Source organism: Ignavibacteria bacterium, assembly GCA_017303675.1.
In the GTDB taxonomy this organism is placed as follows: Bacteria; Bacteroidota; Ignavibacteria; order Tepidaquicellales; family OLB5; genus OLB5.
In genome coordinates this window covers 79,158-96,322 of the sequence record JAFLBX010000001.1, presented here as the reverse complement: position 1 = coordinate 96,322, position 17,165 = coordinate 79,158, and the positions used below count along the sequence as shown (strand labels likewise).

Genomic DNA, 17,165 nt, shown 5'->3' with positions numbered 1-17,165 from the left:
AACTGACCGGAATTACATATTAAGTGTCAGGTCTAAGGACCTGACACGAGCATTTTGCAAAACCCCCTCCCGTTAGGTCATCAGACGTTACGAAAATAAAAAAAACGGGCTAAAAAGCCCGTTTTAATTTGTAATCTGAAATATGAAATCTGTAATCTCTACGCTAAGCCATACTTCTCAATAAAGCTTGTATCAAAATCACCATCAATGAACTTTTCATGCTTCATAACCTTTTTATGGAAAGGTATTGTGGTAAATACACCTTCAACTATAAATTCATCAAGTGCCCTGTACATCCTTTTTATCGCTTCTTCACGGTCATCTGCAGTAACAATTAACTTGGCTATCATGCTGTCATAAAATGGCGGAATATAATAGTTGGCATATGCATGAGTATCAACGCGAATGCCTAAGCCGCCCGGCATATGGAATGATGTGATCCTTCCTGGTGAGGGAGCGAAGTTCTTATCCGGATTTTCTGCGTTGATCCTGCACTCAATTGAGTGTCCCGTACGCTTTACGTTATTAACTTTAAGCTTAAGCCCTGATGCAACTGCTATCTGCTCGCGTATCAGATCAACTCCTGTTACCTGTTCGGTCACCGGGTGCTCAACCTGTATACGTGTATTCATTTCCATGAAATAGAAATTCTTATTCTTATCAACTATGAATTCAACAGTACCTGCGCCTTCATAATTAACTGATTTAGCGCCTTTAACTGCAGCAGCGCCCATTGCTTCGCGGATCTCTTCAGTAATAAACGGTGATGGGGTTTCTTCAATAAGCTTCTGGTGCCTGCGCTGAACTGAACAGTCACGTTCGCCTAAATGCACAACGTTTCCAAACTGGTCGCCAAGTACCTGTATCTCAATATGTCTCGGGTTTTCTACAAATTTTTCTACATATACTTCACCGTTGCCAAACGCATTAAGCGCTTCATTGGTTGCCATATTGAAGGCGGTTTCCATTTCGCTTTCCTGGTTCACAATTCTCATACCTTTACCTCCGCCGCCTGCAGAAGCTTTTATAAGAACCGGGTAGCCGAATTCAGCAGCTACTTTTTTTGCATCTTCAATATTTGTAATAACACCGTCACTTCCGGGAACCACAGGAACGCCTGCTTTTCTCATGGTATCTTTCGCATAGGCTTTATCGCCCATGGATTTTATCATATCCGCTGATGGTCCGATGAATTTAATTTCCGATTCCCTGCAAATTTCCGAAAACTCAGCGTTTTCAGCCAGGAATCCGTACCCGGGGTGAATAGCATCAGCATTTGTTATTTCTGCTGCTGCAATGATTCTAGGGATACTTAAATAACTCTCTCTCGATGGCGGCGGACCGATACATACCGCCTCGTCAGCAAACCTGACGTGCAGAGATTCTTTATCTGCTTCGGAATATACGGCAACTGTTTTGATGCCCATATCCCTGCATGTCCGTATTATTCTTAGGGCAATTTCGCCCCTGTTTGCAATTAATATTTTCTTTAGCAATTTCTTAGGTAGTCTTAATAATTTTAGAGAGCCGGAAAAATTTCGGCTCAATTGCACTTTAAAAAGAGCTCTGTTAGTTCGGCTCTATAAGGAAAAGTACCTGGTTGTATTCAACAGGCTGTGCATTTTCAACAAGTATCTTTGTGATCTTACCTTCGTATTCGCATTCTATCTCATTCATAAGCTTCATTGCTTCAATTATACATAATATATTGCCCTTTGATACCTGCTGCCCTACAGATACATATGGATCTGCATTAGGTGAAGGAGCCCTGTAGAAAGTACCAACTATCGGAGAGCGGACTTCTATCATTTCCTTGCCTGTTGGAGCGGGAGCTTCTTTCTTTTCTTCGGTTTTTGGTGCAGTTGGTGCTGCTGCAACCGGGGCGGCTGCCTGGGGAGCCATCTGCTGCATTGGAGGGGCAGCGTAAGTTATCATCTGTGGTGCCTGTGCTGCTTCCTGCGGTTTTGATTTTACGACTCTAACCCTGGTACCTTCTTCTTCGATCTCGATCTCGTTGATCTCGCCTGATTCCAGGATCTTTAAAAGCTTTTTGATGTAGTTTAGATCAGTTTTCATTTGCTTTATTTATCCTCACATAATTAATAGATTGTGGGTATTAGACATTATTGTCTTCAATTTTTGCTGCTTGTATACTTTCTGAAACTTTTTCTTTTTACGGTTGCGGCTGAATGCTTTTGATCCGTTTTTTGCATTCTGCTTTGTGCCTTGTTACTTCTTCACTCTTTCAAGGTAAGCTGAATTTCTTGTATCAACTTTTATAATATCACCTTCACTTATGAACATAGGTGCATTAACAGTTGCGCCTGTTTCAACAACCACAGGTTTTGTGCCGCCGGTTGCAGTATCGCCTTTATTCCCCGGGGGAGCTTCAACTACTTTTAACTCAACATGGGGGGGAATTTCAACTGTGACCGGCTTTTCACCGTCAAACATGATCTGCACAGTTTCACTTTCCTTCATAAATTGTGCCTGGTCGCCAACAATATCATCCGGGATAGATACCTGGTCAAAATTATTGTTATCCATAAATACATACCCCGACCCATCGTGATAGAGATACTGAAACTCCCTGGTTTCCATCCTGATGATCTCGATTTCTTCACCTGAGCGGAAGCGGTTTTCTATGGTTTTACCGTTCTTCAGGTTCTTCATTTTAACCTGGTAGAAGGCTCTTAAATTGCCGGGTGTTCTGTGTTCCCATTTAATTATAACATGTAGCTCGCCATTATACTTTATTACTAGTCCGTTGCGCAGATCTGATGTTGAACCCATAAAATGCGAAAATTCTCCTTAATTATTAGTTATCAGTTTTGAGTGATTTTTGAGTGTTTTTAGGTGAAATCAGGGGCTTTTTAATGAAAAATGGGGTAAAAACATCTGATTTCTGTAAAATATTATTCACAAATATAGTTATCTATCGAGTTAATATCAATGTTCTATATCATATTATTGGAAAATTTAACGCTTCTTTGAGCTGATGTTTTATAAAATAATTACCGTTAAAATAGGAGATTAGTATTTTAATTAGTATCTTTGTCCCATTAATTTTTAAACTAAAAACCAAAAAAAATGAAAAGAATCCTCGTTGCAGCTTCAATGCTGGTTGTTATGTTCCTTTTTGCTGAAAGCAGCACTTATTCACAGGCTTTATATTTCTTTGTTACCAACAACACCAGTGTAACATTAAATAACATCTATGTTACCCCTGCTGAAACAAATAACTGGGGAAATGATATTCTCCCGAATGACCTTTTTGAAAACAGTACATCTGTAAGAGTTGATATTCCCGCAGATTATGGCTCGACTTGTTTATTTGATATGAAAATTACAGATTTAGCCGGAAATTATATCACTTTTACAGGAATGGATGCTTGTAAGCTTCATACCCTGATACTGAATGCTGACGGTACTTATTCTGCAATGGAATAAAAGATTTTTCTATAGTTTTAAAATTGCCTGTTTGATTAAATTTGAACAGGCTTTTTTATTATACATTGAATAAATCTGCAATTTTGGGTATTTTTACATTTTAGGGACTGAAATTTTCAGTTCAATATAAAATTAAAAGAAGAGGAGTTTAACTTACAATGGCTGCAAAAGTTGCGATCAACGGATTTGGAAGAATAGGACGCCAGGTTTTAAGTGCTATGGCTGAACGCGGTATTTTAGGCAAAGAAATTGACGTAGTTGCTGTTGTTGATGTAAGTACTGATGCCAAATATTTCGCTTACCAGATGAAATATGATTCTGTTCACGGCAGATTTAACGGAACAATTACTACCGAAGGTGATGACGTTCTGGTTGTGAACGGAGAAAAGATTAAATGTATTGCTGCAACCAAAACACCTGCAGAACTGCCCTGGAAAGAGCTGGGCGCTGAAATTATTCTGGAATGTACCGGCTTATTTACAGATATGGAAAAAGCAAAAGGTCACATTGATGCCGGAGCAAAAAAAGTTCTTATCTCCGCTCCCGGAAAAGGCGGCGTTAAAACACTTGTAATGGGAGTTAATGATAATGAGTACGATCCAAAAGAACACCATATAATTTCAAACGCATCCTGCACCACAAACTGCCTTGCACCGGTTGTATATGTTCTGCTTAAAGAAGGCATCGGAATTGAAACCGGCTTAATGACAACAATACACGCATATACAGCTACACAAAAGACCGTTGACGGTCCCAGCAAAAAAGACTGGCGCGGCGGCAGAGCAGCTGCCATTAATATTATACCTTCATCAACCGGCGCTGCAAAAGCGGTTGGAGAAGTTTTACCGGTAACAAAAGGCAAATTAACCGGTATGTCTTTCAGGGTTCCTACAGCAGATGTTTCTGCTGTTGATCTTACGTTCAGAAGTGAAAAAGATACCTCTATAGAGGAAATTGATGCGTTAATGAAAAAAGCATCCGAAACATATTTAAAAGGAATTCTTGGATATTGCAATGAAGAGCTGGTATCAAGCGATTTTATCCATGATGACAGGGCTTCGATTTATGATTCGCTTGCAACAGTTGGAAATAACCTGAAAGGCGAAAAACGCTTCTTCAAAGTTGTTTCATGGTATGATAATGAATGGGGTTATTCCTGCAGGATAGTTGACCTACTGGTTAAAGTAGTTAAAGCAGGATATTAAAATATTTTCGAGCAATAAAAACCACTGAAGTGGTTTTATGAATATTTGATCATAATAGCCCACGGCTTAAGCCGTGGGCTGTAATATAAAAAGATAAACAAAACCGTTTCAACGGTTTTAAAAGAGAATTATGAATAAATTAACAATAGAAGACCTTTCAAAAGATGGCGGGTTAAAGTCTAAAAGAGTTTTGGTAAGGGTCGATTTCAATGTTCCTATGTCTAAAGAAACAGAGGGATTGATAACCGATGATAAAAGAATAGTTGAATCACTGCCAACTATAAAAAAGATTATATCAGAAGGCGGCAGGCTTATATTAATGAGCCATATGGGCAGACCTAAAGGCGAAAAGAACATGAAGTATTCCCTCAGACCCATTGCTATGCATCTTTCTGAACTGCTTGATAAGCCTGTTCTGTTTGCTGATGACTGTATTGGTGAAAGTACTGAAGCTATTGTTAACGATCTTCAGGATGGTGATGTTTTACTACTCGAAAATCTTCGTTTTTATAATGAAGAAGAAAAGAATAACCCTGAATTTGCAAAAAAGCTCGCTTCATACGGCGATATATACATTAACGATGCATTCGGAACCGCGCACCGCGCGCACGCTTCAACAGAAGGCGTTACTCATTATATCAAAACCTGCGCAGCAGGTTACCTGATGCAAAAGGAGCTGGAGTATCTATCCAGGGCTATAGCTAACCCTGAGCATCCCTATGTTGCAATTCTTGGCGGAAGCAAAATTTCAGGTAAAATTGATGTTATCAAAAATCTTTTGGGTAAAGCCGATAAAATTCTTGTCGGCGGCGGTATGATCTTCACATTCTATAAAGCTATGGGCTATGAAATTGGCAATTCATTGCTTGAAGAAGATAAAATTGATCTTGCAAAAGAGCTTATAGCTGAAGCAGGCAATAAGCTTGTTCTGCCGGCAGATGTGGTTGCTGCGGATAAATTTGAAAATGACGCTGAATATTCCACTGTTGATGCTGATAAAATCCCGGCCGGTAAGATCGGTATGGATATCGGCGCAAAAACTATTGAGCTTTTCAGGAGTGAAATACTGAAAGCCAAAACAATTGTATGGAACGGACCAATGGGTGTTTTCGAAATGGATAACTTTGCCAAAGGTACGTTTGAAATTGCTGAAGCCCTTGCTGAAGCAACCAAAAAGGGCGCGGTAACTGTTATAGGAGGCGGAGATTCAGCGGCCGCAATTGCAAAAGCGGGACTCGAAAAAGAAGTGAGCCACGTTTCAACAGGCGGCGGCGCCAGCCTTGAATTCCTCGAAGGTAAAACCCTTCCCGGAGTTGAGGCATTAAATAATAACTAATTTTATGGCAAAAGAAAAGAAAAAAACAAAAAAATCATCCATCAGCAAAAAATCAGCTAAAAAAGTAAAATCTGATAAAAATAAATATCCCAAAGAACCTTTATTTTTAGACAGAAATGAATCACAGACCGGCCCGGTTCCGGAAGTTTATAAGTTTTTAAAAAAGGCTGATCTTGAATACCTTTCATGGTATTCCCGTGACTTTCAGCTTGGAATTAAATCAAGGCTCTCAAAAAGGATTGCAGATGATTTCGGGTTTGATGAAAAGCATGTTCTGCTAAGCTACGGCTCTGAAGATCTGCTTAAACAGATAATCCATTGTTATGTAAACCCGGGCGATAAGATCCTCATTCCCAGGGAAGCATGGTGGTATTATAAAAAAGTTGCATCAGAACGCGGCGGTACAAATGTAGAGTATCCCATGAAAAAAGGCGTTATGGAAGGGATTCCGTATTACCTGTATGATGTTGATACAATGATCCAGATCTATAACGATACCAAGCCAAAAGTAGTTGTAATTGCTTCACCCAATAATCCTACAGGTAACCGTATTGATTCCAAAGACCTGAAAAGATTCCTAGATGCTACCAAAGATACTATCACGATGATCGATGAAGCATACTGGGGATTCGGTTCAACTGAAAATGATTATGTAAAACCGTATATCGATGAATATCCAAACCTGATAATCTGCAGAACTTTTTCAAAGTTCTTCGCTCTTGCAGGTTTCCGCATTGGATTTGCTTTTGCCGGTAAAAACCTGGATGTTCTTATCAATTTCACAACACGGTATCTTGGATACAACCGCGTTTCAGAAAAACTCGGAGAAATAGCTCTTGATAACATCAAATGGTATCTTAAAGTAGGCAAACAGTATGAAAAAGATAAGGAAATGATGTACAAAACCTTCCTTAGCTTAAAAGGATTTGTACCATTCAGGTCTTTTGCCAACTTTATGCTTGTTGATATACCTGTTGAGATCCGCGCAGGACTTAAAAAATACCTCGATGAGAGGAACCTGAGGATTAAATTCCTTGATGAAGATGCTTTCAGAACAGAAGCAAGGATATCTTTGGGAACAAAGCAGGAAAACAAGCTCTTAATGGATACTATAGTTCAATACTGCAAAGAGATAAACTGGAAATAAACAACGGATAACCGCTATTTACGAACAGAAAAATAAATATTGAGTTTATACAGCCAATACAAAGCGTCTCTCAAAGCAGTTGAGGTCGAAGAGATCTTCGACCTTATTATTTACCGTCCGCTTGCCTTCCTTTTTGTAAAGGCAACTTATTCATTTAACTTAACACCTGACAGGGTTTCAGCGGCAGCGCTCACAATAGGCTCAACATCAGGAATAATGTTCGGATTCGGCAGTTATACATTCCTTGTTATCGGGGCTATTTTGTATTTTACAAGCAATGTACTTGATTGCGCCGACGGGCAGATAGCCCGCCTAAAAAAGAACGGCACAAAAGTCGGCAGGATTGTTGACGGCTTTGTTGATTATATTGTAAGCATTTTTGTGTTTGTTGGCATTGGCATCGGGCTTACTTCACAGTTCAATGATCACGAGATCGGGCTGTGGGGAAACTCACTGCTGCACTGGCACCCTGTTACTTATATCTGGGTTGCGAGCATTTTAGGGGCTGTTTCTTCTGCCATTCAGGCCTTTTATTTTGATTTCTACAGGAATAAATTCCTTGAGGTGGTTTACGGCAAAGCGCAGAATATCATTGAAGAAATTAAAGAATACGAAGAAGAAAGCTTAAGGCTTAAGGAATCCGGTTCGCATGGTTTCCAGCGGTTTTTAATTTCTATTTACCTTAAATATTCAGCTCTTCAGCTTAAAATTCAGAAGGACCATGAAGAAAACCACGTTGAGCAAAAACCCAACCCTAAATTATATTATGCCAAAAACCGTGTGCTGTTGAGGTTATGGAGCTATGTTGGCTCTACTACTCATATAACCTTATGCGTTGTGTGCGCATTGCTTGGTAACATGGAAGCATTCCTTATTATCTGCATTTTGCCTTTAAATTTACTTATGTTAGTTTTATTTTTAGTACAGAAACAGGTTAATAGAGTTACAGTTTAAGTTGCAAGTTACAGGTGAAAAGTTTCAGGTCTTAAGTTACATATGTAATTCTTAAAATTGATTGAATTAGATCTGTTGTTAGAAACAATAATATTTTTGTAATCTAAAAAAATTATCAGATAAGTCATGAATAAGGTAAAATTTACAAAATTTATTTTACTTTCTTTTTTAACGGTTTTTCTTGTCATCTCAACCGGCTGTTTTGATGTAAAAAGGGAAATAGTTATGAATCCCGATGGTTCAGGTGATGAAAAAATTTATGTTACGCTTGATAAGGAATTCTTTGAAAGAATGAATATTCTCGCAACCAGTGATGCTACCGGTAAATGGAAAAAACGCGCCGACAGTGTGAATGATAACACAATGATCGAAGACCGCATTAAAATGGATATGGGCAGGGTCGGCGGTACTTCTGTGAAAGATGTAAAAGTGACAACTAATGCAGATGGCACAAAAGAGGTCTTTTTACAGTATCATTTTGATGAACCCGCAGTTCTGCTGAAGGTTATTAAAGAATGTACATTCAGCTGGTCAAACCAGCTGCCTGTTCAGTTCAGTACCCTTAAATTCCAGTATGATGAAGGCGACCTGTTATTTAAACATACAACCCGCAAAGCTGAGCGCAGCTTTGATGACGAGCTGATGAACAGTGTGTTCAGCCCAACCTACGCATCAAAAAAAGTGACTTATTCCATAGAATTCCCGTTTGATATAAAAGAATCAAATGCTGTGACCTCTGCCGGCAGAACACTTACATGGGAAATGACATTTGAAAATATAATGTTTAACCAGCAGACAGATACAGCTTCAATGGTCAAAGATCCGACCCTGGAGCTGACCTACGCTGAAAAAATTGACCGATCCATTGGCAAAGTAAGCCAGAAGGAAAATCCTCTGATCAGAGTCCAGGTATATAACAGGAATAAGGAACCTGTCAAAATTGGTACCGGAGTTGTACTGAAAGACGGGCTGCTTGTCACTAATTTTGAGCTTATGAACCTTATAGAAGGTGCAGGATTTTTCAGTGTTATACTGCCTTCTGATTCACTTGCAGGAATTGACGATATGACTGAAAAAGACCTGGATCAGAAACAGAACCTGGTGTTCCTGCGTTACGGCGCGCCCGATAAGTTCAAACCGATAAAATACGCTGCAGTTTCATCTGCAAAGTACGGAGATAAAGTTAAGCTGTTCTACTATCCCAATACGCTTTCATCAATAGTATATTCAATGGATGGAATGATGAGCGCCGTAAAAAAATGGACAAAAAACACCAGCCTAATTGAGATCAAACCCAATAAGCCTATTTCACTTGATGGCGGGGCGGTATTTAATGAAGCCGGTGAGTTCCTTGGAATGATAACAAAAGCATTCGACGGAGAAGTAGGCAAGATATATCTTGTACCTGCAGAGTATATAAAATCTCAGATACCTAGCAAATAATAATTGGATAGTAACAAAAAAGCGTTCATAATCTTATGAACGCTTTTTTTATAAATAATATTTTGAATTATTCAACCGGTTTGAACTGTTCGAATGCATTAAGGCAATCATTGCAGTAATGAAGGGAGCGGCAAAGTGTAGGGCCAAACGGACTCTTAATTACCGTATTAGTACTTCCGCATAAAGGACATTCAGCATGCGTTATCATATCTATCTGTACTAAACCTTCATGCCGCAGCGGAGGTGCCAGTCCGTGCTTTTTCAAGCCTTCCAGCCCTTTTTCTGTGATCATGTTTGTGTTCCATTGCGTATCAAAATTAGTAGTAACTTCAACATCCAGTGCCGTAAGCTCTGTGATCTTTTCCTTCACCATATTTTCCATTATCTTAAGCGCCGGGCAGCCGGAAAATGTAGGGGTCATTGTAATTTTTATTATTCGTTCACCAACTTCAACATTCCTTATAATTCCAAGATCAACAACACTAATTGTAGGTATCTCCGGATCTTTTACATCCTGAAGAGCTTCAAGTACATCTTCTTTTGTAATATTTACCAAAGTACCAAATCTCATTTACTTCTGTTTTTTTGCCTTTCCAGCGCTTTATGCTGGTCCCGCTTTTCTGCTCAGCGGGATGCTTTTTTGCTATGAACTTGTCACTTGTAACCTGACACCTAACCCCAATTTACCATTCCGCTTTTGGATCAAGCCTGAAAACTTCGCCCATTTCCTCGAGCATTGGTTCCAGGTATTCTGTGTGATATCCCTTTCTTCCGCCGTAAACCGGCTGCCATGCTGATCTTTCGGGGATAACCAATGAAGCTTTTTCAAGCAGGGGAGTAATTGCTTCAAGCCACCTGTTTTGTAGTGCAGATTCACCTTCGAATATATTCAATTCTTTTAAGTTACCCGCAAATTCACTTTCTTCAAAAATTCCAAGCGCAAGATTGAAGGTTTCATTAAGTGCTGTCTGCATCCTTGCATGGCTTTCTTCGTTGGCCCTGCCAAGCTGCGTGATCCATGTATCTGAATGCATAGTATGGTATTTAATCTCTCCGCGGTATTTCTTTGCCAGCTTTGCAAGCTGCTCCAGGGAAGTATCCGCAAGCATTTCAAATCTTATTTTTTCGGCGTGGTTAAACAAAAAATTACGCATTAAGCTGAAATCATATTCACCGATCGGATATTCAACTAAATGGCAGCTTTTGAAATCCGCGGCATTGCGTGTGAACGCTATTGTATCGGCATCAGCTTCGCCAAGTGTGTGGAGAATTTCATATATATGCTGTGCCTGCCCAATTTTATCCTGGGCGATCGAGGAAAAAGCAATGTCTTCTTCTACCAGCGGACCCAGCCCTGTCCATTCACTGTTCCTGTGGCCTATTATAAGCTGGTCATCAGCTATTTTGTATAAAAACTCTTTTACTGCTTTAAGTTCTGTTTCATTGTATTGCATTTTTAAGCAGACTCCTTTTTCTTTCTTCTGTCTTCCTTGCGGTCTTTAATGCCGTGTTCCTGCTGGTATTTCCTGATCCTGTCCATACAGTAATAATCGCTTGCTTCACGGTATGTTTTTTCAGGGGTAGTTTCAAATATATCTGAATCATCGTATGAAGTTGCAGTCACATCACGGGTTTTAACAACCCAGAGATTTGATGTCTGCCTTCTGCGGGCATACTGCTCTTTAGCAAGCAGCAGCGCCATTTCAGCTGATGCTGCATGAACAATTCCAACATGCACATGCTGGTCTCCGCGCTTTTTCTGGTGGAAAACTTCGTAAGTCTCCCATTGCTCCAGCTCATCAAGCACTTCTTTCCCGTCTTCATTTGCGGGCAGTTCGAGCCGGTTAATTCTTGGATCTATTGATTTTTTCATATTGCTAATTTCAAATTACAGATTTCAGATTACTTATTATTGTAATTTTTTAAATATTGGATAAAACCAAATAATTGTTTAGAAAGGGAAGATACTTTTTCGTATAAAAAGGAATACCTGTCTTTTTCAATAAATTCTATCCTTACCAGTAAATTTAGCATATTTCTGACTTCGCCTGTTGAACCCTTTGAATACCTTAAAAACTTTATGAAATCCTTCTTATTATCGTATTCAAAACCTTCGGCAATATTATTTGATATTGAAACAGCTGCTCTCGTTATTTGATCCTTTAATCCGTAATCTTTTGATAATTTTCCTTGTGAAGTTAATTCATAAACATAAACAGATATGTCTAATGCATTTTTGTAAACTTCTAAATCTTCAAATCTTTGTATCTTTGCCATTTAATTTTATAAGTTATTTTTTAAATTTGCAATTTGTAATTTGAAATATGTAATCTGAATTTAAGCTAATGGAATAGTATACTTGGATTCGGCTTTCAAAAGCGCTCTTCTCACCCAAGCGCCTTTTTCTTCAGCCCATCTTCTTACCTGCAGCCGCTCTTTATTGCATGGACCATCTCCGTTTATAACACGTTTGAATTCCTCCCAGTCAGGTTCTGTATATTCCCACTTTCCTGTCTGTTCGTTCTTCTTTAATTTCTGATCAGGTATCGTTAATCCAAGATCCCAAATTTTAGGTACATATTCTTCAAGGAACCTGTGGCGCATATCGTCATTGGAAGCCATTTTAACTTTCCATCTCATTAATATTTCGGTGTGGTCGCTTGCTTTATCCGGCGGGCCGTGGAAATGCATAATTGGCTGCCACCAGCGGTTTAATGCTTCCTGAACCATTTCACGCTGCTGAGGTGTTCCTGTTGCAAGGAATACAACATTATCATGTCCGTATTTTAAATGAAACGATTCCTCGCTGCAAATTCTTTCGAGCGCGCGGCAGTATGGACCGTATGAACCTTTTGAATTTGTTACCTGGTTTATTATCGCCCCGGCATCAATCAGCCAGGCTATGATTGCAGTATCAGCCCAGGTCATAGCAGGGTAATTGAAAACATTTGAGTACTTTGATTTACCGTTGATAAGATCATTTATCATATCTTCTCGTGTTTTGCCGAGTGTTTCAGCTGCGCTGTAAAGCAATTGAGCGTGACCAACTTCATCCTGAACCTTGGCCATAAGCGCAAGCTTACGCCTGAAGCCCGGTGCTCTGGTTATCCATGTGCCTTCCGGCAATGCGCCTATAATTTCGCTGTGAGCATGCTGCTCTATCATGCGGATAAGCTGCTTCCGGTAAGCTTTAGGCATCCAGTCTTTTGGCTCAATTTTCTCGCCTGCTGCTATGCGTGCTTCAAACTCAGCAAGCTTCTGCGGGTCTTCGCCCTCAATAAGGCTCTTAGCCTTATCTGATAATTCTACGTATGCATTTCCGTACATTTTTTTATCCTGAGCGCAGCGAAGGATCTCACTGCTGCTGTTTATATTATTTAAAATTTGTTAATATTTGTTCTTTTATTTAATTCTGTAAATATTTAATTATAAATTACCGGATTTTACAATTGTTTCGGGAATCTTCCCGGAGGTTGTCCTCCACTTGTTGTCGGGCTCAGGATTGGAGAGCCTTTACTTTCAATCCGGTTGTTATGAACCTGTACAAATGTTCAGATATTTCATCCGGTGTCATATTACCTTTCGGACTGTACCATTCGGTTATCCAGTTAACTGCTGAGAGAATTGTAAGCACTGCGAACTTTTTATCAGGCGCTTCAAAAACATTTTCGTTCTCGCCGTTTATTAGAATCTGCATAAATCCGTCTTCATATTTATTTCGCAGCTTTATGAATTCCCCGAGCTTGCCTTCTGGAAGTCTGCGCCACTCCCTCAGAAAAACCGTCGATGAATCAAGATCACCGGTAACAATTTTAACGTGATTCTTAATAGCAGTTGCAAGCTTTTCTTCGGCGTTAAAATATACATCGTTTACTTCATCAATAGCTTTCAGCAGCTCATCAGCCATACGGAAACATATAGTTTCGAGTATTTCATCCTTGCTTTTTATGTGGCTGTAAAGACTCGCCGCTTCAATTCCAAGCTCAGCAGCAATATCCCGCATTGAAGCTGCCTCATATCCTTTTTGCCTGAAAAGCTTCGCCGAAATGGTAATTATCTGTTCTTTACGTGAAATAGTGTCCATTATCTTCGAAAAATCAACATTTGTGGAAATTACTAACGTTTGTTAGGTAAATATATAAAGCCTCAAATTAAAAAGCAAATTTATAAAGAAAAATTTTTATATAAAATTTTTGGGTAAGATTGACTAAATTATCATATGAAGAATAAAATCATAAAGTTACTAATTTTACTGCTATTAATAGCAATAATAATTCCAGTTTTATACAGATTTTGTAAATACACATTTTTTAACCATAATTTAGATTCACAATGGGAAATAGTTTTTTGGACAATAATACTTACTATAGCAACAACATTTCTTGGTATCATAGCATCATTTCAAGATATTATAAGAAGCTGGTTTTCAAGACCAATTCTAAAATGTGATTTAATATTATCACCACCTGATTGTCATTACCATTGGTCTTATCATACATATTATTTTAGATTTCGAATTCACAACATTGGGAATATTAGTGCTAAAAATGTAGAAGTAATAATTAAAGATATTCGAGATGAAAATGAAAAATTAATTGAATTATCACAAGATAATTTATTGTGGAGTACACATGAAGTCGATCTAGATGGAAAAGTGAAGCAACGTATGTATTGGCCATATATCTCACCAGGGACATATCAATATTGTAATTTAGGCTCAATTACTAAACCTCAATATAATAAAATTAAGCCAAAAGGATTAATAGAAGGGGATGTTGTATTTGTTTTAGCAGTATATTGGCCAACCCCAGATTTTAGAAATGGTTTATTGCCTGGTTCGTATTCATTTGAAATTATTGTTGGTTGTGAGAATGCTGAGACTATTTCCCAAAAATATATTTTGAACTTTAATAAAACTTGGAATGACAATGAAAAAGAAATGTTATTCCATGAGATAAATATTACAGAAATAAAATAATACTAATATGCCATTTCATAAAACAATTGAAGCAATCATTAATACTAAAATAGGAGTTTTATCTTCAAACCATTTGATAAATGCAATTGATTTAAAAAGATATGGAATAGAAAAAAAAATAGAAAAAGTATTATTATATTCAGCTTTAGAATTTAGATTAGCAATAGAACGCTATATCTTTGAGTGGCATTTTATTATTAAATATGGAAAAGGTTTTACAAAATCTGATGAAAGAAAAGCAGGTGATGTTAAAGAAATGCTAAAAGCAATAAAAAACAATGCCGGTGGTTTTGATAAGTACGAAAGAGTATTGTTTTTTAATCGATTATGGTGTAAATATTCAGGTCTACCTCAAGATAAATGGACATCGATTGTTGATTTTAAAAAATTAGAAAGATTTTGGGCTAAATTAAGTGATTATTTACATATGAAATTGGAAGAATTTAAAATTGAAGAAGTTAATTTGGGCTATAAACTTTTGGATGAGGTAGAGGCTTATTTATGGAATAATTTAAGATATTCTTCTCAAGGTTGGGTACGTGAAGACACTTTAACTGAAGAAATGGTGAATATACGTAATAAATATATAGAAGGAGTTATTAGCGATGATATATTAGATTTAGAAATGAAAAAAATATTTAAGTAATAAAATAATTTAGTTAAGATAATAATTTTTTTAATGTATATCAAACTTCTCTATTGGTGATTCCACCGGTTCCTCAGATTTTTTTCCAAGAGCGAACTTGCGGTTTTTCCATCTGCCAAGCCGCCACCAGAATGCTATTAATACACCCTTAGTGATTGATGTTGCAAATATCGCAATCCAGATACCGTTCATACCATACTCAGGAGCTAGAAATGCAGCAAGCGGTATCCTGAGAGCAGTGACAGGCAGATATATCGCAAGCGGCGGCAGTGAATTTCCCGCTCCCGCAAACGCGCCTGAAAATATCTGCTCGCTCATTGCAAAAAATATGCTGAATGCCGCTATCATATTATAAACTTTCGCAGTTTCTATCACAGACTGGTCGGTTGTGAATATCCCCGCAATTTGTGCAGGGAAAAAGAATAACACCACTCCATATACAGCCATTGGTATCCATGATAGATATAATACTCGCCAGGCTCCTTTGTTTGCCCGTTCAATATTACCTGCGCCGATATTCTGCCCTACAACAATTGATGCTGTAATTGCAAACGCTTCGCCAACCTGGTAGGGTATAGCCTCTGAGCGGTGGCCTATTCCGAGCGCTGCGAGCCCAGTTGTGCCAAAATCAGCCACATAGCGGCTCACAAAAATATAAATGAATGAGAAAGCAAGTCCTTCCAGCGAAAGCGGTAAGCCTATCTTTATGGTTTCCTTTGTAACCTTCCAGTTGAACTTAACATCCTTTATTATTTTTGAAAACTTCTTTTGTACTGAAGTTATAAATCCTTTTTTCTTCAGCAGTATAAGCATTATTAAAAACACGCTTCCATAAGATGTCATTGTAGCAATAGATGCACCGCGGATACCGAGATCAAATGTAAATATTAACAGGGGAGAAAGGATTATTTTTAAAGCAAACACCACAAGCAATAATCTGAACGGGGTCTGCGTATTTCCGTGGCCGCGGAATATTGCACTGCCGGATTCAAACAATATAATTGCCGGCAGCAATACCAGTATTGGGAACAGATATTCGTTCGCAAGTACTGCCTTAGGGGCATCCAGATTTGTGAATCCGTATAAAACCGGCAATAAAGGGATCATAACAGCAGCTATCAAAAGTCCCCAGATCACAGAATTAACCAGATTTAGCGTACCAACATGCCGTGCAGAATCTTCATCCTTTGCGCCGACTGATTGTGATACAAGTGCATTCGTGCCTATCGGCACAAGCTCGCCCAATGCAAATGCGCCCCATGAAAGAAATGTGCCAACAGCCAGCGCTGCAAGATGCTCGCTGGAAATTTTTCCTATCCAGTATGAATCAAGTATAGCAACTGCAAGGCTTCGGCCCAGGTTCTGAAGAAATACCGGCCATGCAAGCCTTACAATCTGTTTATTTAAATTTCCTGAAGTTGTTAGCAATATAAATATTTAAGTTATTTGCGAGGAGCGTAAGCGGCGAAGCAATCTCAAAAAAAGTACTTAAAAGTAAAACCAGATCATCTCTTCACATCAAAAAAGCTTCTTATCAGCTCACCGCATTTGGCGTCCATTATTCCACCTGTTACACTTAGCTGATGGTTAAGAGCTTTATTATTCGTAATATTCAGCACGCTTCCGCATGCGCCTGATTTGTTATCATACGCTCCGAAATACAAGCCTTCCAGCTTTGCGAGAACTATAGCTCCGGCACACATAGAACACGGCTCAAGTGTTACATACATTGTACAGCCCAGCAGTACTTTAGAAGTGAGGTATTCTGCAGCAGATGTGATCGCAATTATCTCAGCATGAGCGGTAGGATCTTTTAATGTTTCAACCTGGTTATGTCCTTTGCCGATTATCATGTTATCAAAAACAATTACAGCGCCAATCGGAATTTCTCCCTTTTCATAGGCTTTTTCCGCTTCCCTGTAAGCATACTGCATCCATATTTCGTGTGTCGACATATTCATTTTTATTACAAATTATTTAACAACAGAGAATCAGAGAAACAGAGT

The 17,165-nt window shown here is 38.6% G+C and carries 19 protein-coding genes; 8 read left to right on the top strand and 11 right to left on the bottom strand.

Annotated features, from left to right (window positions below; translation table 11 throughout):
• Nucleotides 1-158 precede the first annotated feature (158 nt).
• From accC to efp, 3 genes are all read right to left on the bottom strand, one after another.
• Nucleotides 159-1,496 (bottom strand): acetyl-CoA carboxylase biotin carboxylase subunit, encoded by a 1,338-nt coding sequence (gene accC / locus J0M37_00455; GenBank protein MBN8583536.1) that lies wholly within the window; start codon nucleotides 1,494-1,496, stop codon nucleotides 159-161.
• Between the two features lie 73 nt (nucleotides 1,497-1,569).
• The gene (locus J0M37_00450; protein MBN8583535.1) at nucleotides 1,570-2,076 is read right to left on the bottom strand and encodes an acetyl-CoA carboxylase biotin carboxyl carrier protein; all 507 of its coding nucleotides are present in this window, start codon (nucleotides 2,074-2,076) and stop codon (nucleotides 1,570-1,572) included.
• Nucleotides 2,077-2,229: 153 nt separating this feature from the next.
• Nucleotides 2,230-2,793: an elongation factor P gene (gene efp, locus J0M37_00445; GenBank protein ID MBN8583534.1), complete on the bottom strand. Its 564-nt coding sequence runs from the start codon at nucleotides 2,791-2,793 to the stop codon at nucleotides 2,230-2,232.
• A 297-nt stretch (nucleotides 2,794-3,090) separates the two neighbouring features.
• Between efp and J0M37_00440 the strand changes: the two genes are divergently transcribed.
• The 6 genes from J0M37_00440 to J0M37_00415 all read left to right on the top strand — a co-directional run bounded on the left by J0M37_00440 (nucleotide 3,091) and on the right by J0M37_00415 (nucleotide 9,535).
• Nucleotides 3,091-3,450: a hypothetical protein gene (locus J0M37_00440; protein MBN8583533.1), complete on the top strand. Its 360-nt coding sequence runs from the start codon at nucleotides 3,091-3,093 to the stop codon at nucleotides 3,448-3,450.
• A gap of 158 nt (nucleotides 3,451-3,608) precedes the next feature.
• Entirely contained in the window at nucleotides 3,609-4,655 is a 1,047-nt protein-coding gene (gap, locus tag J0M37_00435; protein MBN8583532.1) for a type I glyceraldehyde-3-phosphate dehydrogenase, read from the top strand.
• Nucleotides 4,656-4,785: 130 nt separating this feature from the next.
• On the top strand, nucleotides 4,786-5,991 hold the full coding sequence (locus tag J0M37_00430; GenBank protein ID MBN8583531.1) for a phosphoglycerate kinase: 1,206 nt from the start codon (nucleotides 4,786-4,788) through the stop codon (nucleotides 5,989-5,991).
• Nucleotides 5,992-5,995: 4 nt separating this feature from the next.
• Nucleotides 5,996-7,138 carry an aminotransferase class I/II-fold pyridoxal phosphate-dependent enzyme gene (locus J0M37_00425; GenBank protein ID MBN8583530.1) on the top strand — a complete coding sequence of 381 codons (1,143 nt, stop codon included), beginning with the start codon at nucleotides 5,996-5,998 and terminating at the stop codon, nucleotides 7,136-7,138.
• 39 nt (nucleotides 7,139-7,177) lie between these two features.
• Nucleotides 7,178-8,092 (top strand): CDP-alcohol phosphatidyltransferase family protein, encoded by a 915-nt coding sequence (locus J0M37_00420; protein ID MBN8583529.1) that lies wholly within the window; start codon nucleotides 7,178-7,180, stop codon nucleotides 8,090-8,092.
• A gap of 126 nt (nucleotides 8,093-8,218) precedes the next feature.
• Nucleotides 8,219-9,535 (top strand): trypsin-like peptidase domain-containing protein, encoded by a 1,317-nt coding sequence (locus J0M37_00415; protein MBN8583528.1) that lies wholly within the window; start codon nucleotides 8,219-8,221, stop codon nucleotides 9,533-9,535.
• A gap of 67 nt (nucleotides 9,536-9,602) precedes the next feature.
• On the opposite strand, the gene paaJ is transcribed toward J0M37_00415, so the two are convergent.
• The 6 genes from paaJ to J0M37_00385 all read right to left on the bottom strand — a co-directional run bounded on the left by paaJ (nucleotide 9,603) and on the right by J0M37_00385 (nucleotide 13,610).
• Nucleotides 9,603-10,106 (bottom strand): phenylacetate-CoA oxygenase subunit PaaJ, encoded by a 504-nt coding sequence (gene paaJ, locus J0M37_00410; protein MBN8583527.1) that lies wholly within the window; start codon nucleotides 10,104-10,106, stop codon nucleotides 9,603-9,605.
• Between the two features lie 112 nt (nucleotides 10,107-10,218).
• The gene (gene paaC / locus J0M37_00405; GenBank protein MBN8583526.1) at nucleotides 10,219-10,989 is read right to left on the bottom strand and encodes a phenylacetate-CoA oxygenase subunit PaaC; all 771 of its coding nucleotides are present in this window, start codon (nucleotides 10,987-10,989) and stop codon (nucleotides 10,219-10,221) included.
• A 2-nt stretch (nucleotides 10,990-10,991) separates the two neighbouring features.
• Nucleotides 10,992-11,408, bottom strand: coding sequence for a 1,2-phenylacetyl-CoA epoxidase subunit B (gene paaB / locus J0M37_00400; protein MBN8583525.1), 417 nt, complete (start codon nucleotides 11,406-11,408; stop codon nucleotides 10,992-10,994).
• 29 nt (nucleotides 11,409-11,437) lie between these two features.
• Nucleotides 11,438-11,812: a four helix bundle protein gene (locus J0M37_00395; GenBank protein ID MBN8583524.1), complete on the bottom strand. Its 375-nt coding sequence runs from the start codon at nucleotides 11,810-11,812 to the stop codon at nucleotides 11,438-11,440.
• Nucleotides 11,813-11,872: 60 nt separating this feature from the next.
• Nucleotides 11,873-12,862, bottom strand: coding sequence for a 1,2-phenylacetyl-CoA epoxidase subunit A (gene paaA, locus J0M37_00390; protein MBN8583523.1), 990 nt, complete (start codon nucleotides 12,860-12,862; stop codon nucleotides 11,873-11,875).
• 169 nt (nucleotides 12,863-13,031) lie between these two features.
• The gene (locus tag J0M37_00385; protein MBN8583522.1) at nucleotides 13,032-13,610 is read right to left on the bottom strand and encodes a TetR family transcriptional regulator; all 579 of its coding nucleotides are present in this window, start codon (nucleotides 13,608-13,610) and stop codon (nucleotides 13,032-13,034) included.
• Nucleotides 13,611-13,754: 144 nt separating this feature from the next.
• Between J0M37_00385 and J0M37_00380 the strand changes: the two genes are divergently transcribed.
• Nucleotides 13,755-14,513, top strand: a complete 759-nt coding sequence (locus J0M37_00380; protein MBN8583521.1) for a hypothetical protein — start codon at nucleotides 13,755-13,757, stop codon at nucleotides 14,511-14,513.
• A gap of 7 nt (nucleotides 14,514-14,520) precedes the next feature.
• Complete coding sequence (locus J0M37_00375; GenBank protein ID MBN8583520.1) at nucleotides 14,521-15,159, top strand: hypothetical protein; 639 nt, start codon at nucleotides 14,521-14,523, stop codon at nucleotides 15,157-15,159.
• 30 nt (nucleotides 15,160-15,189) lie between these two features.
• Here J0M37_00375 and J0M37_00370 read toward each other — a convergent pair whose 3' ends face one another.
• Both J0M37_00370 and tadA read right to left on the bottom strand, forming a co-directional pair.
• Complete coding sequence (locus J0M37_00370; protein MBN8583519.1) at nucleotides 15,190-16,587, bottom strand: MATE family efflux transporter; 1,398 nt, start codon at nucleotides 16,585-16,587, stop codon at nucleotides 15,190-15,192.
• Nucleotides 16,588-16,664: 77 nt separating this feature from the next.
• A complete protein-coding gene (gene tadA, locus J0M37_00365) occupies nucleotides 16,665-17,120 on the bottom strand; it encodes a tRNA adenosine(34) deaminase TadA (protein MBN8583518.1) in 456 nt (151 codons plus the stop codon).
• Nucleotides 17,121-17,165 lie beyond the last annotated feature (45 nt).